Source organism: Kitasatospora sp. NPDC088160 (assembly GCF_044741445.1).
GTDB lineage: Bacteria > Actinomycetota > Actinomycetes > Streptomycetales > Streptomycetaceae > Kitasatospora.
The window spans coordinates 1-25441 of sequence record NZ_JBIUSS010000013.1 but is presented as its reverse complement, the minus strand read 5'-3'; the positions used below and the strand labels follow the sequence as shown (position 1 = coordinate 25441).

Genomic DNA, 25441 nt, shown 5'->3' with positions numbered 1-25441 from the left:
GGTCCTCCCGCGTCTCAGCTCAGGCTCGCGGCCTGTTCCCCTGCCTTCCGGGGCGTCCTCTCGCGACGCGGGAGCAGCAGCGGGGTGGCGAGGAGGAGGAGTCCGGCGGCGGCGATCGCGGTGCGCGGGCTGGTGATGGCGGCCAGCAGGCCCCAGAGGGCGGTGAGGGCCGCGATGGCGGCACTGCTGCTGATCGACCATGCGGCGAGGGCGCGGGCGAGCTTGTCGGGGTCGATCTGTTCGAACCGGTGGGTGGCCAGCAGCGGATTGAACAGGCCGCAGCAGGTGACCAGCCCGAGCTGGACGGTGACGATGAGGACGATCCCGGGGGCGCCGGGCTGGACGAACGCCAGCCCGATGGGCCAGCACGCGCGCAGCACTCCGGCGGTGAGCAGCGTCCGGTGCTGTCCGAAGCGCGTCGCGAGCGGGCGGGCGAGGCGTGAGCCGAGCAGGCCGCCGACGCAGGGGGAGGCGAACACGAGGCCGTACTGCCAGGGTGCGTAGCCGAGGCGGCCGAGGAGGAGTACGGCCATCAGCGGTTCGGCGGCCATGATCAGGCCGTTGACCACGATCGTGTTGAGGAACAGCGGGCGCAGTGTGGAGTGGGCGAGGATGTGGCGCCACCCTTCGAGCAGGTCTCCGGCGCGCAGCCGTGGTGCGCCGGTCGGCGCGGGGTGCGGTTCGGTGCCGCCGATGGCGCGGATGCCGAGGGCCGAGAGCAGGTAGCTGAGGGCGTCGGCGACCACGGTCACCACCGGGCCGAACAGTCCGATGGCGGCCCCGCCGAGCGGTGGCCCGACGGTGGTGGCGGTCCACGTCGTCGATTCGAACCGACTGTTCGCGACGAGCAGGTCCTGGGCTGGCACGAGCGTCTTGAGGTACGCGCCGCCGGCGGCCTTGAAGGCGATGTCGGCCGCGGCGGTGACGACGGAGACGACGAGGAGTTGGGCGAAGCTGAGCCGGCCGAGCGCGAACGCGGCGGGGACGCTCAACAGCACCGCGAACCGGGTCAGGTCCATCGCCATCATGACCGGCCGTTTGCGCCGGAACTCCATCCACGGACCGAGCGGCACGGCGACCAGGGCCCCCACTGCCCGCCCCGCGGCGGACAGCAGCGCCACCTGGGTCGGTCCGGAGTGCAGCACGAGGATAGCGAGGAGGGGGAACGCGCCGAATCCGAGCCACGAGCCGTAGGAGCTGACCGCGAACGCCGCCCACAGCCATCCGAACCGTCGCCCCAGTGCCCGCCGCCCGTTCATGCCCGTACGCCTTTCGCCGATCCGAACAACCACCCGATGACCACCGGCATCAAAGCGGATGGCGAATGGCGGGATCAAACAACCGATCCGCCGGGAAGGCACAACCATCCGTTGTGTGGCCACGATGGGCGGCGTGGATCTCGACGCTGTGCGGGTCGACGGCGACGGCTTCGACCAGTTGCCCTGGTGGGAGCGTGCCGGAGGCACCGGCACGACGAGTGCGCGGTGCCTCCAGGCCGGGCGGGTGGGGTCAGGCGCGGACCAGGGCCCAGGCGCCGAGGCCGCTGCACCCGCCGGCGCTGTACGTGGCGGCGCGGAAGCCGGCCGGGATGGGCGAGCTCGGGCAGGTCCACAGGCCGACGCGCGCGAGGTTGTGCCGCCAGGGCCCGACGCCGTTGCAGCCGTTGCGGATGTGGTCGGTGATGACGTACCCGGGGACGATCGGCGAGCCCGAACAGGTCCAGATCCCGTCCTTGACCGGTTCCTGGAACGGCCACACCCTGCGGGGAGGAGGTGTGCACAACATGTGCCGATCGCATGAACAGGCAATCTTGGCCCAAAGTCGCCCTGCGCACGGGAGCCCGTCAGGTCGGAGCGATGGAAGCTGCGAGGTGGAAGCCCTGCGGGGGAGGCCGCGCGGTCGATGACGAAAGCGCCTGCGCCTGGCACCCGCAGGTCAGTCGGAGCAGAATCACGTCCATGTTCACGACCAATCGCCTGACGATACGCCAGTGGCAGCCCGAGGACCGCGAACGGGCACTCGACATCTACTCCCGCTGGGAGGTGACGCAGTGGCTGGGCCGCGATCCCCGCACCCTGGAGAACCTCACTGACGCCGAGGCGACGATCGAACGCTTCCGCTCCCGCTCGGCCGACCCGCGCTTCGGCATCTGGGCGGCGGAACGGAAGGACACCGGCGTGGTCGCCGGCTCCGTCCTGCTCGCCCCGATCCCGGACGGCGACGGAGAGGTCGAGGTCGGCTGGCACCTCCATCCGGACAGCTGGGGGCAGGGCTACGCCACCGAGGCCGCGCAGGGCGCCGTGGCCAAGGGATTCGCGGACGGCCTGGCCGAGATCCACTCGGTGGTCCGGCCGGACAACCGGCCGTCGCTGGCCGTCTGCCACCGGCTCGGCATGACCGCGCTGGGCCGCACCACCCGCTGGTACGGCATGGAGTTGGAGGAGTTCCGACTCGCCCCCTGACGGGGATCCGGGCGAGGACAGCCCGTTCGGCTCGCCCGTCGCCCGGGCGGGCCGGTCCGCCGGATCCCGGCGCCGATTCGGTGCCGGGTGGTCAGGTGAGGTCAGTCCCGGGGATCATCCCGTTCCCGTGTCGCTATCTGAGCGCATTAAGCCCGGATGGCCGGTTCGCCCCCTTGAGGAGGACTTCGCATGCGTCGTCGCACGACCTGCCCCGTCTTGACCGCAGCCGTCGCGCCGGCCTTCGTGCCGCTCGCGGGCTGCACCGGTGTGGGCAGCGACGCTGCCGCGCCGGCGGTCTCCGCGCCTCCCCCGCCGGAGCAGGCGTTCGGCCCGAACTGCGCTGCGGGCGGCCTGCTGCTGACGCTCCGCCGGACCCGCCGCTGACCGCCGCCCTGCCGGTTCCGGGCACACCCGGGACCGGCAGGATTCCGGCTCCGTCGGGCCGTGCGGCACTGGTGCCCCCGGGCTGATCGCACGCCCTGGACGAGGATCGGGGCTCGTACCGGTGAAGCCGGTACGAGCCCCGATCCTGTTCCCCCACCCGCGCGAGGCGGGCGGAACCCTCAGCAGATCCGCGGGAGTTGCTCCCCCATCGGCAGGTCGATGACGCGGGTGCCGCCGAAGGGGGTGCGGCAGACGACCATGCCGGGGTGGTCCACCACGCACTCGCCGATCACTGCCGAGCCCGCGCCCAGCGGGTGCGCCCGCATCGCGGCGAGGACGGCGTCGGCGTGCTCGCGCGGGACGAAGGCGACCAGCTTGCCCTCGTTGGCGACGTAGAACGGGTCGAGACCGAGGATCGCACAGGCGTTGGCGACCTGCGCGGGCACGGGGACGGCCCGCTCGTTCACCACGACGCCCACCCGGGCGGCCTCGGCGATCTCACCGAGCGCCGCCGCGAGGCCGCCCCGGGTGGGGTCGCGCAGCACGTGCAGGTCGGGTGTGACGGCCAGCATCGCGGCCACCAGTCCGCCGAGGGCTGCGCAGTCGCTCTCGATCTCGACGCCGAATTCCAGGCCCTCGCGCACGCTCATGATGGCCACGCCGTGCAGGCCGATCTCACCGCTGACGATCACCACGTCACCGGGGGCGGCGCGCTGCGGCCGGATGTCGACTCCGGCCGGGACGAGCCCGATGCCGGCGGTGTTCAGGTACACGCCGTCGCCGTGCCCGGCCTCGACGACCTTGGTGTCGCCGGTGACCACCTCCACCCCGGCGGCCCGGGCGGCGGCGCCCAGCGCCTGGGCGACGTGCGCGACCACGGCCGTCTCCACGCCCTCCTCCAGGATGAAGCCGCAGGACAGATAGGCCGCCTGGGCCCCGCTCATGGCCAGGTCGTTGACGGTTCCGTTGACCGCGAGGTCGCCGATGCTGCCGCCGGGGAAGAAGAGCGGCCGCACGACGTAGGAATCGGTGGAGAAGGCGAGCCGGGCACCGCCGAGCTCGACGACCGCCGAGTCCGCGAGCCCGGCGAGCACCGGCCCGCCGAAGGCCGGGGCGAAAAGGTTCGCCACCAGTTCGGCCGACAGCACCCCGCCTCCGCCGTGCCCCATCACCACCCGGGGGTGGTCGCGCAGCGGCAGCGGGCAGCTCCACCCGAGGATGTCCGGGGCGCCGCCGGCGCCGGTCAGGGTCTGCGTCTGCGTCTGGGTCTGGGTCTGGGTCTGGGTCTCAGCCAACGGGGCTCGCCTCCCGGGCGATGCCCGGCGCGTCGAGCCGCCGGTAGAGGTAGTAGGCGGCGCAGGCGCCCTCGCTGGAGACCATGGTGGCGCCGAGCGGGGTGCGCGGGGTGCAGGCGGTGCCGAAGGCCTCGCACTGGTGCGGCTTGAGCAGCCCCTGGAGGACTTCCCCGCTGCGGCACTGCGCGGGTTCGACGGTGGTGATCCGCGCGACGTCGAAGCGGTGCTCGGCGTCGTGGTCGCGGTAGCGCGGGGAGAGCCGCCACCCGCTGTCCGGGATGACGCCGATGCCGCGCCAGGCCCGGTCCGTCACTTCGAAGACGTCCTCCAGCATGGCCCGGGCCGCCGGGTTGCCCTCCGGGCGTACGGCCCGCGCGTAGGCGTTGTCGACGGTGTGCTCGCCGTTCTCCAACTGCCGTACGGTGCGCCGGATTCCCTCCAGGATGTCCAGCGGTTCGAAGCCGGTGACGACGATCGGCACCCGGTGGCGATCGGCGAGCGCGGGGTATTCGTCGGTCCCCATCACGCTGCACACGTGTCCGGCGGCGAGGAAGCCCTGGACCCGGCACTGCGGCGAGTTCATGATGGCCTCGATGGCGGGTGGCACCCGTACGTGCGAGACCAGCATGCTGAAGTTGCCGATGCCCCGCTTCCTGGCCTGGTGCACCGCCATGGCGTTGGGTGGTGCGGTGGTCTCGAAGCCGATGCCGAAGAAGACGACCTCCCGGTGCGGGTTCTCCTCGGCGATCCGCAGCGCGTCCAGCGGGGAGTACACCACCCGGACATCGCCGCCCTCGCCGCGTACCCGGAAGAGGTCACGGCCGGTGCCGGGCACGCGCAGCATGTCGCCGAAGGAGCAGAAGATCACCTCGGGCCGGGCCGCGATCTCCAGCGCCTTGTCGATCACCTCCAGCGGGGTGACGCACACCGGGCAGCCCGGGCCGTGGATCAACTCGACTTCGGGAGGAAGTAGTTGGTCGATCCCGTGTCGGATGATGCTGTGTGTCTGACCGCCGCACACCTCCATCAGCGCCCACGGCCGGGTGACCGTCGCCCTGATGTCGGCGAGCAGGCCGCCGGCCAGCTCGGGGTTCTGGAACTCCTCCAGGTATCTCACCGTTCCTCCTCCCGCTTCGCCGAGGCTGCCGAGGCCGCGGCAGCCTCCGCAGTCTCCGCGGCCTCCCAGGGGTCGCCGAACTCCTCCTGGAGCAGGCCGAGTTCCTCGAACAGCTGCAAGGTCCGGCGAGCCGATTCCTCATCCAGCCGCTGCAGGGCGAACCCGACGTGGACGATGGCGTACTCGCCCACCTTCAGGTCCGGCAGGTACTCCAGGCACACATCCTTGACGACCCCGCCGAAGTCGACGACCGCCATCCTGGTCCCGTCGCGTTCCGCGATCTCCAACACTCTTCCGGGTACCGCCAGGCACATCGCGGTCTCCCTCCTCTCTCCGGTTCCTCCGAACCTGCCGAACTTCGTGCGGGCGGCCACTCAGCCGTCGGCCCGCGCCGCCACCATCAACTGGCCGAGCGCGAGCCCCGCGTCGTTGGGCGGCACCCGGCGGTGCCGCAGCACGGTGAACCCGTCCTCCGCCAGGCCCCGCGCGCACGCCGAGGACAGCAGCGCGTTGGCGAAGACGCCGCCACTCAGCGCGACCGTCTGGGTGCCGTGCCGCCGCCCGATCTCGGCGCACACCGCCCGTACCAGCGCGGCCACCGCCGCGTGGAACCGGGCGGCGATCAGTCCGGGTGGCGCCCCTGCCGCCAGGTCCGCCACCACCGCAGCCAGCACCGGCCCCGGTCGGGCGGTCACCATCCCGCCCTCGTCGACGAGTTGGAATGCGTAGGCCTCCCCCGGGCCGGCCACCGGCCCGTGCGCGAGGGCAGCCGCCTCCAGCTCGATCGCCGCCTGCGCCTCGTACCCGGCTTGCTGGCAGACCCCGGCCAGCGAGGACACCGCATCGAACAGCCGGCCCATGCTGGAGGTCGGCACGCAGTTCACCGATCGGTCCAACTGCTGTGACAGCAGTCGGAGTTCTTCAGCAGGGCAGGAACGAACCGGCGGCAGGCCGGCCGCCCACGGGAGTCCTGCCGCCCGCAGATGGGCCAGCGCCATCCGGTACGGACGCACCACGGCCGCGTCGCCCCCCGGCAGCGGAACGTAGTCGAGCCGGGCGAGACGCCGAAAGCCCCGGTAGTCGGCCAGCAGCGCCTCTCCGCCCCACACCGCGCCGTCCTCTCCGTAGCCGGTGCCGTCGAAGGCGATCCCGATCACGGGCCGGCTGCCGTCGAGGCCGTGCTCGGCCATCACCGAGGCGATGTGCGCGTGATGGTGCTGGACGTCCCGCACCTCACGGCCCCGGGCCGACCTGCGCACGTGCCGGGCAGAGCGGTAGCCGGGGTGGCGGTCGACGACGAGCACTTCGGGCTGCACGCCGGTGACGGCGCCGAGGTGGTCCACCGCGCGGTCGAAGGCCCGGAGGGTGGCGAGGTCGTCCATGTCGCCGAGGTGGCCGGACAGCCAGGCGTAGCCGTCCCGGGCCAGCGCGAAGGTGTTCTTGAGGTCGCCGCCCGCGGCCAGCGCGGGCCGCACCGGCACCGGCAGGGGCACCGGGAGCGGCACGTAGCCGCGCGAGCGCCGTACCGGCAGCGGCTGCCCGTCCACCACCCGCACCACGGAGTCCTCGCAGGGCACGTGGATGGGGCGGTCGTGGGTGAGCCAGCCGTCGACCAGCGGGGCGAGGCGGGCGAGGGCCTCCCGGTCGTCCGTCACGATGGGCTCGCCGGACAGGTTCGCGCTGGTCATGACCAGCAGTCCGGGGCCGGGAGGGGCGAGCAGGAGGTGGTGCAGCGGGGTGTACGGCAGCAGCACGCCGAGGTCGGGGCTGCGCGGAGCGGCTGCTTCCAGTTCCGCGAGCCGGTGTTGCCCCCGGCGCAGCAGTACGATCGGCCGCACCGGGCCAGTGAGCAGGTCTTCCTCGACGGGCCCCAGTTCCACCGCCCCGGATGCCGCCAGGGCCCTGAGCTGTTCGAGGTCGCGGGCCATCAGGGCGAAGGGTTTGTCACCGCGCCGCTTGCGCCTGCGCAGCAGGGCGACGGTGTCCGCGTCGGTGGCGTCGCAGGCCAGGTGGTAGCCGCCGATGCCCTTGACGGCCAGGACCGCTCCGCAGGTGATCAGGCGCCGGGCCTCGGTGAGCGCCTGCTCGCCGTCGAGTACGGGGAGCCCGGGGACGGACAGGGTGAGGGTCGGGCCGCAGGTGTGGCAGGCGACGGGCTGGGCGTGGAAGCGCCGGTCGGCCGGGTCGGCGTACTCGCGGGCGCAGTCGGGGCACATCGCGAAGGCCGCCATCGTGGTGTTGGCCCGGTCGTACGGCAGGGCGGTGACGATGGTGTGGCGGGGCCCGCAGTTGGTGCAGCTGATGAACGGGTGCCGGTAGCGGCGGTCGGCGGGGTCGGCCAGTTCGGCGAGGCAGTCGGCGCAGGTGGCGGTGTCCGGGGGGATCTGGGTGCGGTGCGGTCCGTCGGCGCGGGAGGGGGTGATGACGAAGCCCGGTGTGCCGGTGACGGCCAGCGGCTGGTGGTCCACCGAGGCGACGTCGGCGAGCGGGGGCGCGTCGCTGGCGATGCGCCGGCAGAACGCGGTCACCGCCTCGCCGGTGCCCTCGATCTCGGCGAGCACGCCCTCGCCAGTGTTGGTGACGCTGCCGGACAGCCCGAGTTCGGTGGCGAGGGTGAAGACGAACGGTCGGAAGCCGACGCCCTGGACGAGTCCGCGCACGGCGACCCGGCGGCGCTGGAGCAGGGACGGCTGCTGATCCGTGGTCACGGCAGGTCCACGGCCGGGTGCGGGTGGTCGTGGGCCCCCGCGTGGTCGTTGCCGTGGTCGTGGTCGTGGTGGTTGCCGAGGTCGTGGTCGTGGTCGTGGTGGTTGCCGAGGTCGTGGTCGTGGTCGTGGTGGTTGCCGAGGTCGTGGTGGTTGCCGTGGTCGTGGTCGTGCGCGCCGGCCATCACCGGCCGGTGGACCTGCGCTCCGGCCAGCACCGCGAGCGCCCGGTCCAGCAGCGCCCCGGCGCCCTGCCCGGTGCGGGCCGAGGTGAAGACCACCTCCACCCCCGGGTTGACCCGCGCGACGCTCGCGAGGAAGGCCGCTTCGTCGAACTGTGCCGCGACCGCGAGGTCCGCCTTGGTGACCAGCACCAGGTTGGCCAGTCCGAAGGCGGTCGGGTACTTGAGCGGTTTGTCCTCTCCCTCGGTGACCGAGGCGAGGACGACCCGCAGCGATTCGCCGAGGTCGTAGGAGGCGGGGCAGACCAGGTTGCCGACGTTCTCGACGAACAGCAGCCGGGTGTCCGGCGGCAGCCAGCCGGCCAGGTGCCCACGCAGCATCGCCGTCTCCAGGTGGCACAGGCCGTCGGTGAGGACCTGCTTCACCGGCGCGCCCGAACGGGCCAGCCGGCGCGCGTCGTTCTCGGTCGCGAGGTCGGCGGTGAGGGCCGCGACGGGCACCTCGCGCTCCCGGGCCAGGCCGAGTTCGGCCTCCAGGAGCGCCGTCTTGCCGCTGCCCGGGCTGGACAGCAGGTTCACCACGACGGTGCCCCGAGCGGCCAGTTCCGCCCGCAGCCGCCGGGCGTCGTCGTCGTTGCGGGCGAGAACCGCCTGCCGGAGATCAACGGTGCGACACATCGGTTTCAGCCTCCTTGATCGGTCCGGGCGCCCGTCGGGGGCTCGGACCACTCGACGCCGAGGATCTGCAGCTCACGCCCGGCCAGCAGTTCGACCCTGGCGCCGGCGCAGCGCGGGCAGCCCAGGTCGGGCGGCATGCCGACGCTCCACTCGACCCCGCAGGGCGTGCACTTCGCCCGTGCGGCGACGGCCTCGGTCTCCAGCACCGCACCTTCCAACAGCGTTCCGGCGCAGGCCAGTTCGAAGCAGAAGTCGAGTGCCGACGGAACGACTCCGGCCAGTTCGCCGATCTGCAGCCGGACTCTGGCCACGGCGCTCTCCCCGTGTGCGCGGGCGGCCCGGTCCACCTGGTCGACGACGGCCGTCGCGATCGACATCTCGTGCATCTGTCTCGTTTCCCGCGGTTGGAGGCGCCCGGCTCCGTGGGGGCGCGGGCCCGGTGTCCGGGCCCCGTGAGCAACAGGCCCCGTGAGCAACAGGCCCCATTACAGGGTGCGGCGGCGGGAACGGCTCGAAGCCGCGCCGCCGCCGTATCCGTGACTACCTGTTCGCAGCACGCCGGTGGTGGTCCCCGCGCGTACTGCTCCGCTACCGCATCCGCTCCTACATCCGCCGGATCCGCAGGTAGCGCCTCAGGTCGGGAAGGCTCTGCCAGATCAGCGCCGCGGCTGCGGCCAGGACGGCCGCGGCAGCCGCGACGGCGAGGTTCTTCAGCATGGTGCCGCCTCTCTGTGGGTGTGTGCGTCCGTGGTGAGGACGCGCAGGATCACGGCGACCGCCTCGTCGACGGCGGCGGCCACCGGGGTGCTCAGTCCGATTCCCTCCTCCAGTGAGGCGGGTTCGCAGCCGACCACCAGGACCCGCCCGGGCGCGGTGCCGCCCGTTCCGGCGGCCAGGGTCGCGAGCAGGGCGAGCACGGCGTCCGGGCCCATCCGGTGGCCGTCCAGGACCATCGATTCCACCGGTCCGGCGTCCGCTTCGATCAGGTACACCGTCCCCGGCTCGCCGCCGCGTGCGGTGGCGTCGACGAGCACCAGCGTCCGGTAGCCGTCGAGGAGTTGGTAGGCCAGGTGCACGCCGCGCACGCCGACGTCGAGGAGCTCGACGCCGGCGGGCAGCTCCCGGGCGGCGAGGCGCCGGACGGTCTCGACCCCGAAGCCGTCGTCGCCGAGGAAGATGTTGCCGACCCCGGCGACCAGGACCCGCCCGGTCCGGTCGGCGCTCACGGCCCTTCCACCGGGGTGACCTCGTCCGGCTGGAAGTACCGGAAGCGGCCCTGCGCCCGCCACAGGTCGGCACCCGGGTCGTCGTCCACGGTGACGGCCAGGTGCACCGAACCGTCGACGTCGTGCAGCACCGCCTCCACCAGCGCGGTGCGCCCGTGCAGGAACACGTCCTGGGCGTCGGTGCGGCGGCGCCCGGGCCGGAGCCGCACCCGGCTGCCGGCGGCGACCGGGCGGCCGTCGATCATCACCTGGTCCCGTTCGGGGTCGGTCTGCGGGTCGTTGCCCGGGTCCCACCAGGGCCGGTCCGCCCCGGCTTCGGGGTGGGTGAGTTCGCGCAGCCCCCGGACGGCGCCGTGCAGCCGCTCCAGGATCTCGGGGGGCATCGAGTCGGCGAGGTCGATCACTGCGCCGGCCCGGTCGTCGGTGCCCCGGGCCTCGCGCTTCTCCCGCTCGGTCAGGGCCGCGGTGCGCAGCGCGAGGATCTCGTCGATCTCGGTGGCGTCGTAGAGCGCGCCGGGGCTCTCGGGGGCGATGTGCGGGTGGTCATCCAGGATGATCGGCGAGGAGAGCAGCACCTTGCCGCTGCCGGGCGGGCCTGCCAGCACGGGCCAGGTGTGCTCGTTGCGGCAGGCGCGCACCGCCTCGCCCGCCCACTCGGGCGGGTCGGTCGCCGAGAGGAAGGAGCCGCGGTCGAGGCCGAGCAGCAGGTGGGCCGAGACGAGGGCGTGCGCCAGTGCGGCCTCGCGTCGGGTGCCGGGCACCGGGTCCCAGTCGGAGGTGTTCTCCACCAGGACGGTCAGCCGCTGCGCCCGGTAGGGGCCGGGTACGTCCTGGGCGGTGATCCGCAGTCGGCCCTGGACCCGTTCGCGGCGGCGCAGGAGCCGCCCGGCCAGCGCACCGTCCTCGACGAGCGGCTCCTCGTCCTCGGACGCGTCGAGTTCGAAGCCGCGGACGGCTTCACCGGCCGCCAATTCCTCGACCGGGATGAGGAGTTCGATCCGCTCCTCGACCCCTTCGTCCCAGGGGACGAGCACCCGGTCGGCGAGCTCCAGCTCATCGACGGTCCGGAATCCGCCCTGTCTGCCGGCCTCTTGGACCGTCCGCCGTTGGAGGCGCAGGAACCGCAGCTCGACGGCCAGCTGGTCGCCCTGGCGCGCTTCCATCACGCACTCGGTGCGCTGGTGGGAGTGCTCGCCGCTGTCGGCGCCGTAGCGCGGCGGGGTCAGGACGCCGAACTGCCAGCGCAGCCGGTTCTTGGCCGCTGACGCCCGGTAGGGGTAGAGCACGTAGCCCTCGAACAGGACGGCGTCGGCGATCTGCCGGGCGTGGGCGAACCTGTTCTCGCTCTCGTGGGCGGGCGCGGTCACCGCTCCCCCTTCGCGGTCTGGGCCGCCTTGACGGCCTGGGGTGGCTTCGCGGCCTGGGTCGTCGCTGTGGTCCGGGTCGGCGCTGTGGTCTGGGTCGTCGCTGTGGTCTGGGTCGGCTTCGTGGTCGGGGCCGTGCCGAGCAGCTCGCGCACGGTGGCCTCCCAGGACGGCAGGGCGTGCCGGGAGCGGTAGGCGAGCAGTTCGGCCATCAGGTCGGCGGGCAGCCGGAGCCAGCCACAGCCCGGGAAGTGCGCGTCGATCGCCTCCCGCCAGACCTTGACCGGCATCCGCACGGCGGCTTCCTGGTCCCAGGCCACCGGGGTGACCTGGAAGCCGCCGGGGCCGGCGAAGGCGGTACCCGAGAAGAGCAGCAACAGCGGCACGTCCCCGTCGTCCAGTGCGGCGAGGTAGCGGGCGGCGGAGACGTCCATGTCGTAGGTGCAGGGCACCACCAGGTCGGTCTCGGTTTCGCCGGTGAACGCGCCGACCAGCAGCGGGACCTGGGCGAACTGGACCGGGTGGAGGGTGCCGGCCCAGCGTGAGCGCTCGCCGAACAGGTCGGTCAGCCGCCCGCCCTCGGCGTCGCCGTAGCGGCGGCGGGCCGGTTCGATCCGCAGTTGGCAGCGCAGCGCCAGCGCGTGCACCCGCACGTCGGCGGGGGCGGTGATGCGCAGCCGGAAGACGAGGGCGGGCCCGGCGGCGTAGGGATCGGCCCGCACTCCGGTGCAGGCGAAGGAGATCGAGGTCACCGGGCGCCGCCTTCGGGGAGGACGCGGGACCGGGCGGCCAGGCGGTCGAAGAAGGCGGCCTGTTCGGCGCGCGCCTCGGCCCCGCCGTCGAAGCCCTTCCAGCAGCGCCGCAGCCGGCCGACGAGTTCGTAGCAGACGTCGACCGGCACCAGGTAGCACTGGATGCCATCGGTGTCGCGCCGCAGCAGTAGCGCCTCGACGTCCGGCCGCAGCGCGGCGTGGAGGCGGCTGCCGCCGAGCGCGGCCTGCCAGGCGGCCTCGTCGGGTTCGGCCTCGGTCGCGCCGCCCGGGCCGGGGTAGAGCAGGACGGACCGCTGCAGACGCGTGGTGCGCAGCAGGAACGCGGTGGCGACCGGGATGCCGAGGGCTGCCCAGGCGTCCTCGCCGAGGGGGTGGGCCGGGTCGGTCAGGTAGCGGTCGGGGACGGCGCGGTAGCGGCCGTCGGCCGCGCCGGGCTGCTGGAACAGCAGGGCGCAGGCGGTGCAGGCGCAGGTGAGCGCCTGCTGGTCGGTGTCCGCCAGGTGGCGGTGCTCGGCGGGCAGGTGCCGGCCGCAGAACTCGCAGCGTTGCGGCTGCGGGGGTGCGGGCTCCCGCAGCCGGCGCAGCAGCGCGGTGCCGGGCCGGTCGAGCTGGCGGAAGGTCATCGCGGGTCCGCCGGGGGCCGAGCGCCGATCTGCAGCAGTTCCGCGGGGCGTTCGAGCTCGACCGCGGTGACCTCGGGGGCGTGGCAGGCCAGGGCGTTCTCGATGTCCTGTTCGCCGCACCCGCAGCCGCTGCGGGTGCGGCGCAGCCGGGCGGTGCCGGTGGCGGGGTCGAAGGCGGCCAGGTCGACCGGTTCGGGCAGGGTGGCGAGTGCGCGGGTGATGCGGGCGGTGACGTCCTCGGGGTGCAGGTCGTGCAGGACGAGCAGCCCGGCCAGCGACGGTTCGTCCAGCAGCCGGGCCAGCGCGGCGGGCGGCAGGGCCTGGACGAGACGGGCCAGGGCGTCGCCGTAGAGGGCCATCAGTTCGCGGACGAGGTGCTCGCCGGCCTCCTGCGCGTCGGCGCCGGCCAGTTGGTCCAGGGCCTCCTGGATGCGGGCCCCCGCCTGTTCCGGGGTCATGCGGTGAGTCCGCTCAGCCCGGTGGGCACGTGCATGGTCTGCACCGTCTTCCCGTCACCCAGGTACATGTGGACGCCGCAAGGCAGGCAGGGGTCGAAGCTGCGCACGGCGCGCATGATGTCGATGCCCTTGAAGGTCTCCGGGGGGTTCTCCTCGAAGATCGGGGTGTTCTGGACGGCGTCCTCGTAGGGGCCGGGGGTGCCGAAGCTGTCGCGGACGCTGGCGTTCCACGGGGTCGGCGGGTAGGGGTGGTAGTTGGCGATCTTGCCGTCCCGGATCACCATGTGGTGGGACAGCACGCCGCGTACGGCCTCGGTGAAGCCGCAGCCGATCGACTCGTCCGGCACCTCGAAGCGCTCCCAGGTCTGGCTGCGCCCGGCCCGGACCTCGTCGAGCGCCTTCTCGGCGAAGTGCAGGGCCGCGGCGGCCGCGTAGGCCTGGAAGTAGGTGCGGGCGCGGTTGCGTTCGATGGCGTTGCTCCACTGCGGGATCTTCCACTCGAAGGTGGTCTCCGGCTTGGTCATGGAGCGCGGCAGGTTGATCTGCACGCTGTGTCCGGTGGCCTTGATGTAGCCGATGTCGACCAGTCCGGACAGCGCGGTGGACCACAGGCGGGCGATCGGACCGCCGCCGGTGTCGAGGGCGAGGTAGTCCTTGCCGTCGAACCAGCGGGGGGACATCACCCAGCTGTACTTGTCGTCGAAGTCGCGTTTCTGCGGGGCCGGGATGGTGTGCTGGTTCCAGGGGTGGCGGGGGTCGACGGGGTTGCCCAGCGGGTCGTGGGTGACGAAGAGCTCCTTGCCCTCCCAGTCCTGGTAGTAGGAGCTGCCGAGCAGGATGCGGATGCCGAGGTTGATCTCGGTGAGGTCGTTGGTGACGAGCTTGCCGTCCACCACGATGCCCGGGGTGACGAACATCCGCCGGCCCCAGTCCGTCATGTTGCGGTAGGTGAAGTCGCAGTGGTCCGGGTCGTTGAGGCTGCCCCAGCAGCCGAGCATGACGCGGCGCCGGCCGACCTCCTCGTAGCCGGGCAGGGCCTCGTAGAAGAAGTCGAAGAGGTCGTCGTGCAGCGGCACGACCTTCTTCATGAACTCCACGTAGCGCATCAGCCGGGTCAGGTAGTCGGTGAACAGCTGGACGGTGGCCACCGTGCCGACGCCGCCGGGGTAGAGGGTGGAGGGGTGCACGTGGCGGCCCTCCATCAGGCAGAACATCTCCCGGGTGTAGCGGCTGACCTGGAGCGCCTCGCGGTAGAACTCGCCCTCGATGGGGTTCAGTGAGCGCATGATGTCGGCGATGGTGCGGTACCCGTGGTCGCCGGCGTGCGGTGCCTCGGTGCGTTCGGCCAGTTCCAGGACGCCGGGGTTGGTCTCGCGGACCATCTTCTCGCAGTAGTCGACCCCGACCAGGTTCTCCTGGAAGATGTTGTGGTCGAACATGTACTCGGCGGCCTCGCCGAGGTTGATGATCCACTCGCCGAGGTGCGGGGGCTTGACCCCGTAGGCCATGTTCTGCGCGTAGACCGAACAGGTGGCGTGGTTGTCGCCGCAGATGCCGCAGATCCGGCTGGTGATGAAGTGCGCGTCGCGCGGGTCCTTGCCGCGCATGAAGACGCTGTAGCCGCGGAAGACCGAGGAGGTGCTGTAGCACTCCGCGACCTTCTTCTGCTTGAAGTCGATCTTCGTGTGGATGCCCAGGCTGCCCACGATCCGGGTGATCGGGTCCCAGGACATCTCCACCAGACCGCTGCCGTCGCCGGCCGTCCTGGTCGTCGGTGCCATCGTCTGTCATGCCCTTCTGTCAGCGGGAGGAGGCTCTGCAACGGCCCGCCCGCCCCGGGCGGGGCGGGCGGGCCGAAGGGGGAAAGGGGTCACCACGGCGGGCGGTAACCGGTGGTCAGGCGGCGCCCCGTGTGCCGCCACTTGGGCTCCCGGTCGACCGTCCGGCCCGTGATCGTGCGCAGGCGGCGGATCACCGCCCCGTACGCCGAGCTGGCACCCGTCGAGACCCGGGAGCCGGGAGGCGGGTCCATGAACGGCATGAACTTGTCGGGGAAGCCCGGCATGGTGCAGGCGATGCAGATGCCGCCGACGTTGGGGCAGCCGCCGATGCCGTTGATCCAGCCGCGTTTGGCGACGTTGCACTTGACGACCGGGCCCCAGCAGCCGAGGCGCACCAGGCACTCGGGCGTGCCGTAGTCGGTGGCGAACTGGCCCTGTTCGTAGTACCCGCCGCGGTCGCAGCCCTCGTGCACGGTCGCGCCGAACAGCCAGGCCGGACGCAGCTTGTCGTCCAACGGGATCATCGGCGCGGAACCGGCCAGCTGGTACAGCAGGTAGGTCAGCGTCTCGGCGAAGTTGTCGGGCTGGATCGGGCAGCCCGGCACGCAGACGATCGGCAGGCCCGCCTTGGACTTCCAGTCCCAGCCCAGGTAGTCGGGCACGCCCATGGCACCGGTCGGGTTGCCGGCCATCGCGTGGATGCCGCCGTAGGTGGCGCAGGTCCCGATGGCGACCACCGCGGTGGCCTTGGGGGTGAGGCGGTCCAGCCACTCACTGGTGGTGATCGGCTGGCCGGTGTCCGGGTTGTCGCCGAAACCGCACCAGTAGCCCTCCTCCTTGATCGTCTCGTTCGGGATGGAACCCTCGACGACCAGGACGAAGGGGTCGAGCTCGCCGCGGTCCGCCTTGAAGAACCACTCCACGAAGTTGTCCGCGCCCTGGACCGGACCGCACTCGAAGTCGATCAGCGGCCAGTGGACGGCGACCTCCGGCAGGCCGGGGAGCGCGCCGGTGACGATCTCCTCGATGCTGGGCTGCATCGCCGCGGTCAGGGAGACCGAGTCCCCATCGCAGCTCAGACCCGCATTGATCCAGAGAATGTGCACCACGGCGGCATCGGCTGAAGTTGTTGCAACCGCACCCATGAGGATGCCTCCTCAAAAAAACGGGAGCCGAACAGATAGGCTCAAAAAATTCATAGCAGCAGTTCAGTCCGGCCGCCGGTCCAGAGAGCCGGGCAGGTCGCTCGAAGGGACGCGCGCCGGTGCACCCGTCCGGGTGGCCGTCAGCCGGACTCGGCTGGTCTCGAAGGGAGCCCGCACTGAACACCCCGCTCGCGGAGGGCCTGGCACTGGTACTGCTGCTGGCCGTGCTGGCCTGTGCCGTCGTGCGGCCGTGGGGCTGGCCCGAGGCCGCCGTCGCGGTGCCCGCCGCCGCCCTGCTGGTCGCCACCGGAGCGATATCGCCCGCGCACGCGTTGGAGGAGGCCGAACGGCTGGGGCCGGTGGTCGGGTTCCTGGCGGCGGTGCTGGTACTGGCGCAGCTGTGCGACGAGGAGGGGCTGTTCCACGCCTGCGGGGCGTGGATGGCCCGGACCGCCGCGCGGCCCGGACGGCTGCTGGTGCAGGTGTTCGCCCTGTCCTCGGTGATCACCGCGGTGCTGAGCCTGGACGCGACGGTGGTGCTGCTGACCCCGGTGGTGTTCGCGACCGCCACCCGGCTCGGAGCCCGGCCGAAGCCGCACGTCTACGCCTGCGCACACCTGTCGAACACCGCGTCGCTGCTGCTTCCGGTGTCCAACCTGACCAACCTGCTGGCGTTCGCGGCCAGCGGCCTGAGCTTCACCCGGTTCGCCGCGCTGATGGCCCTGCCGTGGCTGGTGGCGATCGGCGCCGAGTACGCGGTCTTCCGCCGGTTCTTCGCCGCCGACCTGGACAGCGGGGCCCCGCCGCCACCGGACGAGGCGGCCCCCGAGCTGCCGCTGTTCGCGCTCGTCGTGGTGGCCTGCACGCTCGGCGGGTTCGTCCTCACCTCCGCGCTGGGCGTCAATCCGGCGTGGGCGGCCGCGGCGGGGGCCCTCGTGCTGGCCGGCCGGGCGCTCGCCCGGCGCCGCATCACGCCGACGGCGGTCGTCCGGGCCGCGAACGTTCCGTTCCTCGCCTTCGTCGTCGCCCTCGCGATCGTCGTCCGCGCCGTCGTCGACAACGGCCTCGCCACCGCGCTCGGCCACGTGGTCCCCGCCGGCACCGGACTGCCGTCCCTGCTCGCGGTCGCCGTGCTGGCCGCCGTCCTCGCGAACGTGATCAACAACCTGCCCGCCGTCCTGGTCCTCCTGCCGCTGACGGCGGCCTCCGGCCCGGGTGCGGTGCTGGCGATGCTGCTCGGCGTGAACATCGGCCCCAACCTCACCTACGCCGGCTCCCTGGCCACCCTGCTGTGGCGCAAGATCGTCCACCAGCACGGGAGCACCGTCCGGCTGGGCGAGTTCACCCGCCTCGGTCTGCTCACCGTCCCGTCGGCGCTGGTGCTGTCCGTCCTGGCGCTGTGGGTGTCGCTGCGGGCGCTGGGAGGCTGACGGGCGGGGCGCCCGTGGGGCGGGCGCCCCGGGGCGCGGGGGTGTCAGGAGATCATGAAGTCCCGGACCGGCAGGGGGCGGTTGACCACGCGGACGTCGCCGATCCAGCCGTGGAAGACCTGACTGAGCGCGCCGCCGTACTCGTAACCGCCGAGCAGCCAGGGGTGGCCGAGGGTGCTGAGGCCCTCGGACGGTGTCGAGGGGTTGCGGACGACCTCGCAACCGTTCACGTACATCCGGGTGAGCCGCTTGTTGTTGACGACCGCGACGTGCCACCAGGCGCCGAGCGGGAGTTCGTGGCCCCAGTTGGTGACGGGGCCGCTCAGGTTGGTCGGGTAGACGCACCACTGCAGTTCCCGCCCGCCGGACAGGCTGAGCGTGGCGACCGGCTCCTGCGGGTCGGTGTCGGGGCCGGTCTTCCCCGCCTCCCCGCTCGTGCCCCAGCGGCTGAGCAGCGCCGTCCAGGCGTTGCGGCCGGCGTCCCAGTCGGCCGGCAGCTTGAAGAACGCCTCGAAGGTGTAGCCCTGCTGGAAGGTGTCGGCGTTCATCGGGGCCTTGGCGACGGTCTGCAGGTACGCGCCCTGGACCGGTTTGCCCCGGCCCTCGAAGTAGAGGCTGCCGCGGCCGGGCTGGTCGGGGTGCGACTCGGTGGACCAGGTGAGCGTCCCGGCCGGGCTGCCCGGGGCGGTCTGCTTGACGAGGTCGTTGCCGTGACCGCTCAGGTCCTTGACGACCTGGGAGTCGGCGACGGCGCTGCCGGCCGGCCGGCCGCCGTCGAAGCGCCAGTAGGCGACCGTGCCCGGGATCGTCACCTGACGCGCGGGGCGGGCCGGGCGGGCCGGGACCGGGGCGAAGCCGGCGAACCGCCGCGCGAAGTCCACCTGCACCGAGAAGCTGTCCACCGGGCCGGTCAGCTCGATCTCCTGGCTGGCGAGGCGGTTGACCTTCTCGGCGGCCAGCTGCTGGATCCAGGGCGAGTACGTCCGCACGTCGATGGTGTTGCGGTCCAGGTCGAAGCGGTAGGCGCGGATCATCGCCGCGCCGCCGTAGTACCGGTTCTGGTAGTTGGTGATGTGGACGTGGACGTCGTGGCCTGCCTTGTTGGTCAGCGTGGTGCTGCCGGGCGGCCAGTAGTGGCCGTTCAGGGTGAGGAAGATCTGGTCGTTGCCGCTGATCAGCCTGTCCCAGAGCGCGTGCCCGTGGTCGGACAGCTGGGCGGCGCCGCCGTCGTCGGCGTAGGCGAGGTCGTGGGTGGTGAGGATGACCGGCACGGTCGGGTGCTGGGCGATCACCGAGTTCGCCCAGGCGAAGCCGCGGTCGGACAGCCGCCAGTCCAGCGAGAGCACCATCCAGTCCCGGCCCGCTCCCCGGAACAGATGGTAGGTGTTGTAGCCGTCCGGGCTCGCGCCCTTGAAGGTCGCCGAGCGGGCGAACCGGGCCGGGTTGAAGGTGTCCAGGTACGCCGTCCGGCCCCGCTGGTCGTCGCTGCCCGAGCCGACGTCGTGGTTTCCGGCCAGGACGCTGTAGGCCGCGCCGTGGCGGTCGAGGAGGGTGAAGGCCTTGCCCGCGGCGGCGAACTCCTCGGCCTTGCCGTTCTGGGTGACGTCGCCCAGGTGCGCGAGGAAGACGAAGTTCTCGTCGCTGCCGTCCAGCACGTGGCGCAGCGAGGCCTCCAGCGGGGCGGGGTGGATCCGGTCGTCGTCGAAGAGGTACTGGGTGTCGGGCATCACCGCCAGCGAGAAGCGGGGGCCGTCCGGGTCCGGATCCCAGGCGCCCCGGCCGTCGTCCGCGGCGGCGGGCGCGCCGAAGGCGTCGGCCGTCGCGTCGGCGGGCTCGTCCGCCGACGCCGTCGCCGTGGAGCCCGCCCCGAGGACCGCCAGCCCGGCGCCTACCAGCCCCGTCGCGCGCAGGAAGGCGCGGCGTCCGGCCGCCGCCGGCGCGTCGGAGTCGAACCCGACGGTCCGCGGGCAGCTCGAGCCGTGGTCGTCGTGGGGAAGGTCGTTCTGATGGTGGTTCATCGGGGCAGCTCCTCGGGCCGTGCACGGTGATCGCGACGTTAGGGGCACGACGCGGACCGCCGATCGGACGGCCGGCCTCCGCACGGTGAACGCCCGGGGAACGTCCCCCGCGGGCCTGTTCCCCGTCCGGCTTCTGCTGCTGGGTCAGTGGCCGGGTCAGTGGCCGCCCTTGGGTTCGGTACAGCCGCCGTCCAGGTACATGCCGTGCGGGTGGATGTCGGGCGGGGAGGTCAGCAGGCCGCTGACGCACAAGACGGCTTCGGGGATTTGGAGGTCGAATCCGGGGGCGCCGGTGGAGGTGCGGACGTTGACCAGCTCGGCGGGGTAGCCGAGGCGTTGGAGCGCCGCGCGGAGGCCGGCTTCGTCGAGGACGGCCGGCGTGCCGGCGGGCCGCAGGGCGTCCGCGATCCGTGCCGCGTGGGCCTCGCCGCGGCACCGGGCGTCGGCGAGGAGCCTGACGGTCTGTTTGTAGGCGTGGTTCTCCGCGTACTTGTCGGCCCAGGTACCGCCGTCGCCCGTGGGGGCGGCGGCCGGGGCGGACCGCGGTGTGGCGGTGACGCCCGCGCATGTCGCCGCGACCTGGGGGAAGAGCCGGTCGTGGCGGGCCAGGGCCTCGGCCCCGGCCTGGCCGGGCTCTCGGGATTCGGTGTGCGATGCATTGCTCGGTGCGCTCGTCGATCCGCAGCCGGCGAGCGCCAGCACCGTCACGGCCGCCGCCAGGCCGGTGGCTGTCCTGCTCCAGGTGTGCCTCATCTGCCTTCTCCCCCTCGGGCGTTGACCCTCGGTCGTTGACCCTCGGTCGTTGGCCCCCGATCACCGGATGATTGTCGCGCACGAGGGCGGCGGCGGGCGGGTCAGTCAGCGAACGGGCCGGTGTCTCCGAAGGCGAGGCGGGTGAAGTGCTCGGCGATGCGGTGGTGGCCGGCCTGGTCCGGGTGCAGGTCGTCGGGGAGCGGGTGGTCGTCGTGGTCGGTCCGGCCGTAGAGCGAACGGCCGTCCAGGTAGTGCAGGTTGAGGTCGCCGTCGGCGGCGCGGGCGGCGACGATGCGGGCGAGTTCGGTCCGGATGACGGTGAGGGTGAGGCGGCCCGCCGCGGTCTCGGCCGGGTCGCCGGTGGCCCGGAAGCGCAGTGCCCCGGTGCTGAAGTCGACGGCGAGGGGCCCCGGGGTGTCCTCCTGGATCGGGCAGAGGATCGGGGAGACGACGAGCAGCGGCGTGGCCGGGTGTCCTTCGCGGACGGTGTCGAGGAAGCCGTGCACCGCCGGGACGAAGGCGCGCAGGCGCATCACGTCGGCGTTGACGAGGTTGATGCCGATCTTCAGGCTGATCAGGTCGGCGGGGGTGTCGCGGATCGCGCGGGCGGTGAACGGGTCGAGCAGCGCGCTGCCGCCGAAGCCGAGGTTGACCAGGTCGACGCCGCCCGCGGCCGCCGCCAGGGCGGGCCAGGTGCCGGTCGGGTGGGTGGCGTTGGAGCCGTGGCTGATCGAGCTGCCGTGGTGCAGCCAGCGACGGCGGGTGCCGTCCGGGACCGGGGTGACGGGGGCGTCGGTGTCGAGGGCGAGGAGTTCGGTGGTCTCGGTGTGCGGGAGCCAGATCTCGACGGTCTTGTCCCGTGCGGGCAGACCGGTGAACCGGGCGGTGCCGGGCGGGCCCTGGGTCAGCTCGACGCGGCCGGCGCCCAGGTCGATGGTGCGCAGGTTGCCGCCGGACACCGTGGTCTGCGCCGTCAGCTGCCCGTCGACGAGGAGGTCGTACACCCCGTCGGGCGGGGTGGGCACGCCCACGTAGGCCCGCTTGGTCGGGACGGTGTGCAGGTCGATCGCGGTGGCGCGGGTGCGGAAGGCCAGCCGGACGCCGGTGGGCTGGGACTCGGCGATCGCGAGCTGTTCGTCGGGGATCTGCCGGCGGGCCCGGGCGGGCAGGCGGTGCGGCAGCAGGCCGCGTCCGGTGTGCTCGACGTCGAGGTGGCCGTGCAGCAGGGCCTCGGTGACGGGGGTGGTGAAAGAGGTGTTCATCGCTGTTCCATCGCGTTCTGTGCGGGCCCTGCCCGTGCCATGTGCTTTCTGCCATCCGGCTATAGCTAGTATGGGATTACCTAATGAGTTTAGGCAAATGAGATTACAGCCTTGGATTCCCGGTCCTGGATCCCCAGGCCTTGACTGTCGGCGGCGACCACGGCCACGGCGTCAGCCCGCCAGGATGACCGTCTCCGCCGGGCCGGAGAAGCCGGCCTGCTGGACCGGGGCGCCGGTCGCGGCGAGGCGGCGGTGCTCCTGCGGACTGACGCCGCGGACGCGTTTGAAGGCCGCCGAGAGGGCGAAGGCGTTGCTGTAGCCGACCTTGCGGGCCGCGAAGGCGACGGTGCACTCGGGTTCGCGCAGCAGGTCGGCGGCGACGGCCAGCCGCCAGCCCGCCAGGTAGGCCATCGGCGGTTCGCCGACCAGGCCGGTGAAGCGGCGGGCCAGGCCCGCCCGCGACACCCCGACCCGCTGGGCGAGGTCGGCGACCGTCCAGGCGGTGGCCGGGTCGTCGTGCATCAGCCGCAGCACCGGTCCGACGACGGCGTCGTGCTGGGCGCGGTACCAGGCCGGGGCGCCGGAGTCGGGGGCGGCGAGCCAGGAGCGCAGCACGGAGACGACCAGCAGGTCCAGGATGCGGTCCAGGACCAGCTCCTGACCGGGCTCGTTGCGCCCTATCTCGGCGGCCAGCAGGTGCACCAGGGTGTCGTCGGCGCCGGTGCCGGCCGGGCGGACCAGCAGGGCGGGCAGGCAGGCGAGCAGGCGCTGGCCGATCTCGTGCTCGGCCTGGTAGGTGCCGGACAGGACCACCGAGGACGCCTGGTCGCCCTCCCGGCCCTGCCCCCAGGTCCGGACGCCGAGCGACATCACCTCGGAGACGTCCACACCGCCGCGCGTGCAGACCTGCCCGGGGCCGACGATCACGTCCACGGGGGTGTCGGGGTCGTCCGCCACCGTGTACGGCTCCGGGCCGCGGACGATCGCCACGTCGCCGGGGTGCAGCAGCAGCGGCGTGCCGCGCTCGGGCAGGATCCAGGCCTCGCCGCGAACCATCGTCACCACCGACAGCGGGGCCCGGTCCTCGATCCGCAGCGACCACGGCGGGGTGAGGATCGAGCGCAGCAGGAACGCACCGCGGGCCTTGGGGCCGTCGAGGAGTCCCGTCAGAGTGTCCATGGCCCCAAGTGTAGACGGCAAGACATCATTTGACGGTTCGTCATTTGAGAGGGTCTTGAGTGATCGAGGTGGCCCGAGCGGCCCGGATGCCGGATGATCGGCGCACGGGGGACGAACCGATACGCAGATACGCAGATACGCAGAGACAGTGAGGGGCTACGAAGATGGAACTGGCACGCACACTCGCACTGGTGGCGGCCACCGTCACCTGTGGACTGACCGCCGGGTTGTTCTACGCCTTCGCGTGCTCGGTCATGCCCGCGCTCGCGCGGGTCGAGGACCGCACCTTCATCGAGGTCATGCAGCGCATCAACGTGGCCATCCTGAACGGCTGGTTCGTCCTCGGCTTCGTCGGTGCCCTCCTCACCACCGGCGCCGCCGTCGCCCTCCACCTGCCCTCCGACGGCCACCACGCGCTACCCGCCACCGTGGCCGCCCTGGTGCTCTACATCGCCGCGATCGGCGTCACCCGCTCCGTCAACATCCCGCTCAACGACGAGCTCGCCGCCGGCGGCGAGCCCCGACGCATCACCGACCCGGCCGCCGTCCGGGGGCGCTTCGAAGCCCGCTGGGTCCGCTTCAACGTGCTGCGCGCCCTGCTCTGCACCGCCGCCGTCGCCTGCCTCGCCTGGGCGCTGATCCTGCACGGCCAGGCCTGACCCGCGCCCGGCCGGACCCCCGGATACACCTTCGAACTCCCGCGTGCCTCGTGGGAGTTCGAAGTCGTATCCGGGGGCTATGGCCCGTCCGGCGGATCTTGCCCCGGACAGGGCCTAGCCGCAGAGGGTCCCGAAGGTGTACCCGCGTGACTTGAGGGTGGAGAGGATCGTCGGAAGTGCGGCGGCGGTCTGGCTGCGGTCTCCGCCGCCGTCGTGCAGCAGGATCACCGAGCCCGGGCGGACGTTCTTCAGCACCCGGGACTGGATGGCCGCCGTTCCCGGCCGGGACCAGTCGGTCGGGTCCACCGACCACAGCACGACCTGCTTGCCGAGCGCCGCCGCCCGCGAGCGCACCGCGCCGTCGACCGAACCGTAGGGCGGGCGCAGGCAGCTCGGGGTGCGGCCGGTCTGGGCGCGGATCGCCTTGTCCGTGTTCGCCACCTGGGCGTTGACGGCGGAGGCCGAGAGCCGGCGCAGGTCCGGGTGCGACCAGGAGTGGTTCTGCACGCTGTGGCCAGCCCGGGCGACCTGCCCGGTGAGCGCCGGATGGGCGGCGACGTTCTGCCCGATCTCGAAGAACGTCGCGCGCACGCCGTAGCGGGCGAGGATCCCGAGGATCCTCGGCGTGTACGTGGGACTGGGGCCGTCGTCGAAGGTGAGGTAGACGACCTTTCCTCCCTTGTCGGCCTTGGCGCCCGCCGCCTCGGCGGGTGCGGCCGGCACCGCGACCGCCGCTCCCGCCACCAGGGCGACGGCGAGTGCGCCGATCGCGGTCCGAATCCGCCCAACCGCCCTGCGCCTGCCGGAATGTACGGCCATGCCTGCCCCCTGCCCCTGGTGCCGGAACCGCCCTGTACCGACCAGTCTGCGCCGAACGGCGCCGTCGCCGCGACCGGCCGGGGGTGAATTCGGCCAGCTGCCCGGCGGGTTGACCAGCCGCGGAAACAGGGCCGGGAACAGGGCCAGGCACCGGGCCAGGCACCGGGGCCGGGCACGGCGACCGCCCCCGGTGGGGATCCACCAGGGGCGTCAACCCCGTTGCGGGGCCCGGCCGTTCAGCGCGAGGCGCGGCCGTGCAGGACCAGCGCCCGGGTCAGGGCCGCCAGGCCGCCCGTGCAGAGCAGCGTGCGGAGCATGTTGGTGGCCACCCAGGTGCCCTCGAACTTGGCGCGCACGCCCGCGAAGTCGGTGATCTGGGACGGGTCGCCGGCCTGCGCCAGCTGGTTGTTGAGCGGGATGTTGACGCCCATGGTGACCATCAGGGCCACCACGTAGAGCACCGTCGCCCCGGCGGCCCACAGCGCCGCCTGCCGCCGCCCGGCCTTGTGCTGGAGCCAGGCCGCCACGCCCGTCGCCACGAAGGCTCCGACGAAGACCAGGCCGAACATGCCGTTCTCGATCGACTTGTTGATGTGCTGCATCGCCGTCACGTACGTCCGGTCGTCGCCCGCCGCGAGGCCCGGCATCACGGACACGTCGAAGGCGAAGAACAGGCCCGCCATCAGGCCCATCGCGATGGTGGCGCCCGCCAGGACGGGCCCGGCGGCCTTGCTCCGTGCGGCGGGGGCCGCCGAGGCGCCCGGCGCGAGGCCGCCGAAGGAGGATGGAGCGGAGTAGGAAGCTGGAGTCGCGGTCTGGTTCGAGCGCATCGGTAATCCTTCGATTTCTCCCCGGCCCCCGCCCAGCGCGGGGGCCACCACGGTGCCCGGGCACCGGCTTCCGTACCGCTCCCGGGTTCGACCCGGATGGACGGTCAGGAAGTCGGCGAGGCCCGGCACCGACGATCAACGAAACTGACTGGCCTGCGAGTTGTGCGGAGCGGTGGGCGGCTCACACGTCCCAGACCCCGGACGCGGCGGCCTCGCGGGCGAAGTCGGCGAAGTCCCGCGGCTCACGCCCCAACGCCCGCCGCACCCCGTCCCCCAACGAAGCGTTACGACCGTCCAG

General features: G+C 72.7%; 26 protein-coding genes and 1 pseudogene. 4 read left to right on the top strand and 23 right to left on the bottom strand.

Translation table 11 applies throughout. The features are described 5' to 3' along the window. Nucleotides 1-14: 14 nt before the first annotated feature. Nucleotides 15-1259, bottom strand: a complete 1245-nt coding sequence (locus ACIOGZ_RS21115; protein WP_400986733.1) for an MFS transporter — start codon at nt 1257-1259, stop codon at nt 15-17. Between the two features lie 250 nt (nt 1260-1509). Continuing rightward, entirely contained in the window at nt 1510-1758 is a 249-nt protein-coding gene (locus ACIOGZ_RS21110) for a hypothetical protein (RefSeq protein WP_400986731.1), read from the bottom strand. Nucleotides 1759-1958: 200 nt separating this feature from the next. Between ACIOGZ_RS21110 and ACIOGZ_RS21105 the strand changes: the two genes are divergently transcribed. Both ACIOGZ_RS21105 and ACIOGZ_RS21100 read left to right on the top strand, forming a co-directional pair. Then, on the top strand, nt 1959-2462 hold the full coding sequence (locus ACIOGZ_RS21105) for a GNAT family N-acetyltransferase (RefSeq protein WP_363625409.1): 504 nt from the start codon (nt 1959-1961) through the stop codon (nt 2460-2462). A gap of 189 nt (nt 2463-2651) precedes the next feature. Beyond that, entirely contained in the window at nt 2652-2846 is a 195-nt protein-coding gene (locus ACIOGZ_RS21100; RefSeq protein ID WP_363588681.1) for a hypothetical protein, read from the top strand. Between the two features lie 179 nt (nt 2847-3025). Here the strand turns inward: ACIOGZ_RS21100 and hypE are convergent, their stop codons facing one another. The 14 genes from hypE to ACIOGZ_RS21030 all read right to left on the bottom strand — a co-directional run bounded on the left by hypE (nt 3026) and on the right by ACIOGZ_RS21030 (nt 16193). Next, a complete protein-coding gene (gene hypE, locus ACIOGZ_RS21095; RefSeq protein WP_363588712.1) occupies nt 3026-4093 on the bottom strand; it encodes a hydrogenase expression/formation protein HypE in 1068 nt (355 codons plus the stop codon). A 40-nt stretch (nt 4094-4133) separates the two neighbouring features. Further along, the gene (hypD, locus tag ACIOGZ_RS21090) at nt 4134-5258 is read right to left on the bottom strand and encodes a hydrogenase formation protein HypD (protein ID WP_371522471.1); all 1125 of its coding nucleotides are present in this window, start codon (nt 5256-5258) and stop codon (nt 4134-4136) included. Further along, nucleotides 5255-5572, bottom strand: coding sequence for a HypC/HybG/HupF family hydrogenase formation chaperone (locus ACIOGZ_RS21085; protein ID WP_400986917.1), 318 nt, complete (start codon nt 5570-5572; stop codon nt 5255-5257). Before ACIOGZ_RS21085 ends, hypD begins: the two co-directional genes overlap by 4 nt. 60 nt (nt 5573-5632) lie before the next feature. Further along, nucleotides 5633-7966 (bottom strand): carbamoyltransferase HypF, encoded by a 2334-nt coding sequence (hypF, locus tag ACIOGZ_RS21080; protein WP_400986729.1) that lies wholly within the window; start codon nt 7964-7966, stop codon nt 5633-5635. Further along, nucleotides 7963-8823, bottom strand: a complete 861-nt coding sequence (gene hypB, locus ACIOGZ_RS21075; protein ID WP_400986727.1) for a hydrogenase nickel incorporation protein HypB — start codon at nt 8821-8823, stop codon at nt 7963-7965. The genes hypF and hypB overlap by 4 nt, the downstream gene beginning before the upstream one ends. Before the next feature lie 5 nt (nt 8824-8828). Beyond that, nucleotides 8829-9209 (bottom strand): hydrogenase maturation nickel metallochaperone HypA, encoded by a 381-nt coding sequence (hypA, locus tag ACIOGZ_RS21070; protein WP_363588689.1) that lies wholly within the window; start codon nt 9207-9209, stop codon nt 8829-8831. A gap of 217 nt (nt 9210-9426) precedes the next feature. Beyond that, nucleotides 9427-9540, bottom strand: a complete 114-nt coding sequence (locus tag ACIOGZ_RS21065) for a DUF6893 family small protein (protein WP_380345916.1) — start codon at nt 9538-9540, stop codon at nt 9427-9429. Beyond that, nucleotides 9534-10049 (bottom strand): hydrogenase maturation protease, encoded by a 516-nt coding sequence (locus tag ACIOGZ_RS21060; RefSeq protein WP_363588691.1) that lies wholly within the window; start codon nt 10047-10049, stop codon nt 9534-9536. The genes ACIOGZ_RS21065 and ACIOGZ_RS21060 overlap by 7 nt, the downstream gene beginning before the upstream one ends. Then, entirely contained in the window at nt 10046-11416 is a 1371-nt protein-coding gene (locus ACIOGZ_RS21055; protein ID WP_400986725.1) for a hypothetical protein, read from the bottom strand. Before ACIOGZ_RS21055 ends, ACIOGZ_RS21060 begins: the two co-directional genes overlap by 4 nt. Further along, a complete protein-coding gene (locus ACIOGZ_RS21050) occupies nt 11413-12165 on the bottom strand; it encodes a DUF6084 family protein (protein WP_400986723.1) in 753 nt (250 codons plus the stop codon). The genes ACIOGZ_RS21055 and ACIOGZ_RS21050 overlap by 4 nt, the downstream gene beginning before the upstream one ends. Further along, nucleotides 12162-12809 (bottom strand): DUF5947 family protein, encoded by a 648-nt coding sequence (locus ACIOGZ_RS21045; protein ID WP_363588697.1) that lies wholly within the window; start codon nt 12807-12809, stop codon nt 12162-12164. The genes ACIOGZ_RS21050 and ACIOGZ_RS21045 overlap by 4 nt, the downstream gene beginning before the upstream one ends. After that, nucleotides 12806-13267, bottom strand: a complete 462-nt coding sequence (locus ACIOGZ_RS21040; protein ID WP_363588699.1) for a thioredoxin — start codon at nt 13265-13267, stop codon at nt 12806-12808. Before ACIOGZ_RS21040 ends, ACIOGZ_RS21045 begins: the two co-directional genes overlap by 4 nt. Further along, the gene (locus tag ACIOGZ_RS21035; protein WP_363588701.1) at nt 13264-15048 is read right to left on the bottom strand and encodes a nickel-dependent hydrogenase large subunit; all 1785 of its coding nucleotides are present in this window, start codon (nt 15046-15048) and stop codon (nt 13264-13266) included. The genes ACIOGZ_RS21040 and ACIOGZ_RS21035 overlap by 4 nt, the downstream gene beginning before the upstream one ends. A gap of 89 nt (nt 15049-15137) precedes the next feature. Beyond that, the gene (locus ACIOGZ_RS21030) at nt 15138-16193 is read right to left on the bottom strand and encodes a hydrogenase expression protein HypE (RefSeq protein ID WP_363588702.1); all 1056 of its coding nucleotides are present in this window, start codon (nt 16191-16193) and stop codon (nt 15138-15140) included. 176 nt (nt 16194-16369) lie between these two features. On the opposite strand from ACIOGZ_RS21030, the gene ACIOGZ_RS21025 reads away from it, so the two are divergent. After that, nucleotides 16370-17623 (top strand): SLC13 family permease, encoded by a 1254-nt coding sequence (locus ACIOGZ_RS21025; protein WP_363633412.1) that lies wholly within the window; start codon nt 16370-16372, stop codon nt 17621-17623. Nucleotides 17624-17667: 44 nt separating this feature from the next. Here ACIOGZ_RS21025 and ACIOGZ_RS21020 read toward each other — a convergent pair whose 3' ends face one another. The 4 genes from ACIOGZ_RS21020 to ACIOGZ_RS21005 form a co-directional block, all read right to left on the bottom strand. Then, nucleotides 17668-19641, bottom strand: a complete 1974-nt coding sequence (locus ACIOGZ_RS21020) for a LamG-like jellyroll fold domain-containing protein (RefSeq protein WP_400986721.1) — start codon at nt 19639-19641, stop codon at nt 17668-17670. A 156-nt stretch (nt 19642-19797) separates the two neighbouring features. Then, a complete protein-coding gene (locus ACIOGZ_RS21015; protein WP_400986720.1) occupies nt 19798-20394 on the bottom strand; it encodes a hypothetical protein in 597 nt (198 codons plus the stop codon). A 101-nt stretch (nt 20395-20495) separates the two neighbouring features. After that, on the bottom strand, nt 20496-21656 hold the full coding sequence (locus ACIOGZ_RS21010) for a GDSL-type esterase/lipase family protein (RefSeq protein WP_400986718.1): 1161 nt from the start codon (nt 21654-21656) through the stop codon (nt 20496-20498). Nucleotides 21657-21827: 171 nt separating this feature from the next. Further along, nucleotides 21828-22835, bottom strand: coding sequence for an AraC family transcriptional regulator (locus tag ACIOGZ_RS21005; RefSeq protein ID WP_363625437.1), 1008 nt, complete (start codon nt 22833-22835; stop codon nt 21828-21830). A gap of 164 nt (nt 22836-22999) precedes the next feature. Here ACIOGZ_RS21005 and ACIOGZ_RS21000 point away from each other — a divergent pair, with 164 nt between their 5' ends. After that, nucleotides 23000-23494: a DUF1772 domain-containing protein gene (locus ACIOGZ_RS21000; protein ID WP_063350758.1), complete on the top strand. Its 495-nt coding sequence runs from the start codon at nt 23000-23002 to the stop codon at nt 23492-23494. Nucleotides 23495-23608: 114 nt separating this feature from the next. Here the strand turns inward: ACIOGZ_RS21000 and ACIOGZ_RS20995 are convergent, their stop codons facing one another. From ACIOGZ_RS20995 to ACIOGZ_RS20985, 3 genes and pseudogenes are all read right to left on the bottom strand, one after another. Beyond that, the gene (locus tag ACIOGZ_RS20995) at nt 23609-24313 is read right to left on the bottom strand and encodes a polysaccharide deacetylase family protein (RefSeq protein ID WP_400986715.1); all 705 of its coding nucleotides are present in this window, start codon (nt 24311-24313) and stop codon (nt 23609-23611) included. A gap of 236 nt (nt 24314-24549) precedes the next feature. Next, on the bottom strand, nt 24550-25143 hold the full coding sequence (locus tag ACIOGZ_RS20990) for a DUF1772 domain-containing protein (RefSeq protein ID WP_063350756.1): 594 nt from the start codon (nt 25141-25143) through the stop codon (nt 24550-24552). A gap of 181 nt (nt 25144-25324) precedes the next feature. Then, a pseudogene (locus ACIOGZ_RS20985) lies at nt 25325-25441 on the bottom strand (NmrA family transcriptional regulator); the annotation flags it as partial.

Excerpts from the sequence above, each read along its gene's own strand:
- ACIOGZ_RS21115 (WP_400986733.1), bottom strand. The coding sequence starts at position 1,259 with ATGAACGGGCGGCGGGCACTGGGGCGACGGTTCGGATGGCTGTGGGCG.
- ACIOGZ_RS21105 (WP_363625409.1), top strand. The coding sequence starts at position 1,959 with ATGTTCACGACCAATCGCCTGACGATACGCCAGTGGCAGCCCGAGGAC.
- ACIOGZ_RS21100 (WP_363588681.1), top strand. The coding sequence starts at position 2,652 with ATGCGTCGTCGCACGACCTGCCCCGTCTTGACCGCAGCCGTCGCGCCG.
- ACIOGZ_RS21085 (WP_400986917.1), bottom strand. The coding sequence starts at position 5,572 with ATGTGCCTGGCGGTACCCGGAAGAGTGTTGGAGATCGCGGAACGCGAC.
- hypB (WP_400986727.1), bottom strand. The coding sequence starts at position 8,823 with ATGTGTCGCACCGTTGATCTCCGGCAGGCGGTTCTCGCCCGCAACGAC.
- hypA (WP_363588689.1), bottom strand. The coding sequence starts at position 9,209 with ATGCACGAGATGTCGATCGCGACGGCCGTCGTCGACCAGGTGGACCGG.
- ACIOGZ_RS21065 (WP_380345916.1), bottom strand. The coding sequence starts at position 9,540 with ATGCTGAAGAACCTCGCCGTCGCGGCTGCCGCGGCCGTCCTGGCCGCA.
- ACIOGZ_RS21045 (WP_363588697.1), bottom strand. The coding sequence starts at position 12,809 with ATGACCTTCCGCCAGCTCGACCGGCCCGGCACCGCGCTGCTGCGCCGG.
- ACIOGZ_RS21040 (WP_363588699.1), bottom strand. The coding sequence starts at position 13,267 with ATGACCCCGGAACAGGCGGGGGCCCGCATCCAGGAGGCCCTGGACCAA.
- ACIOGZ_RS21035 (WP_363588701.1), bottom strand. The coding sequence starts at position 15,048 with ATGGCACCGACGACCAGGACGGCCGGCGACGGCAGCGGTCTGGTGGAG.
- ACIOGZ_RS21030 (WP_363588702.1), bottom strand. The coding sequence starts at position 16,193 with ATGGGTGCGGTTGCAACAACTTCAGCCGATGCCGCCGTGGTGCACATT.
- ACIOGZ_RS21020 (WP_400986721.1), bottom strand. The coding sequence starts at position 19,641 with ATGAACCACCATCAGAACGACCTTCCCCACGACGACCACGGCTCGAGC.
- ACIOGZ_RS21015 (WP_400986720.1), bottom strand. The coding sequence starts at position 20,394 with ATGAGGCACACCTGGAGCAGGACAGCCACCGGCCTGGCGGCGGCCGTG.
- ACIOGZ_RS21010 (WP_400986718.1), bottom strand. The coding sequence starts at position 21,656 with ATGAACACCTCTTTCACCACCCCCGTCACCGAGGCCCTGCTGCACGGC.
- ACIOGZ_RS21005 (WP_363625437.1), bottom strand. The coding sequence starts at position 22,835 with ATGGACACTCTGACGGGACTCCTCGACGGCCCCAAGGCCCGCGGTGCG.
- ACIOGZ_RS21000 (WP_063350758.1), top strand. The coding sequence starts at position 23,000 with ATGGAACTGGCACGCACACTCGCACTGGTGGCGGCCACCGTCACCTGT.
- ACIOGZ_RS20995 (WP_400986715.1), bottom strand. The coding sequence starts at position 24,313 with ATGGCCGTACATTCCGGCAGGCGCAGGGCGGTTGGGCGGATTCGGACC.
- ACIOGZ_RS20990 (WP_063350756.1), bottom strand. The coding sequence starts at position 25,143 with ATGCGCTCGAACCAGACCGCGACTCCAGCTTCCTACTCCGCTCCATCC.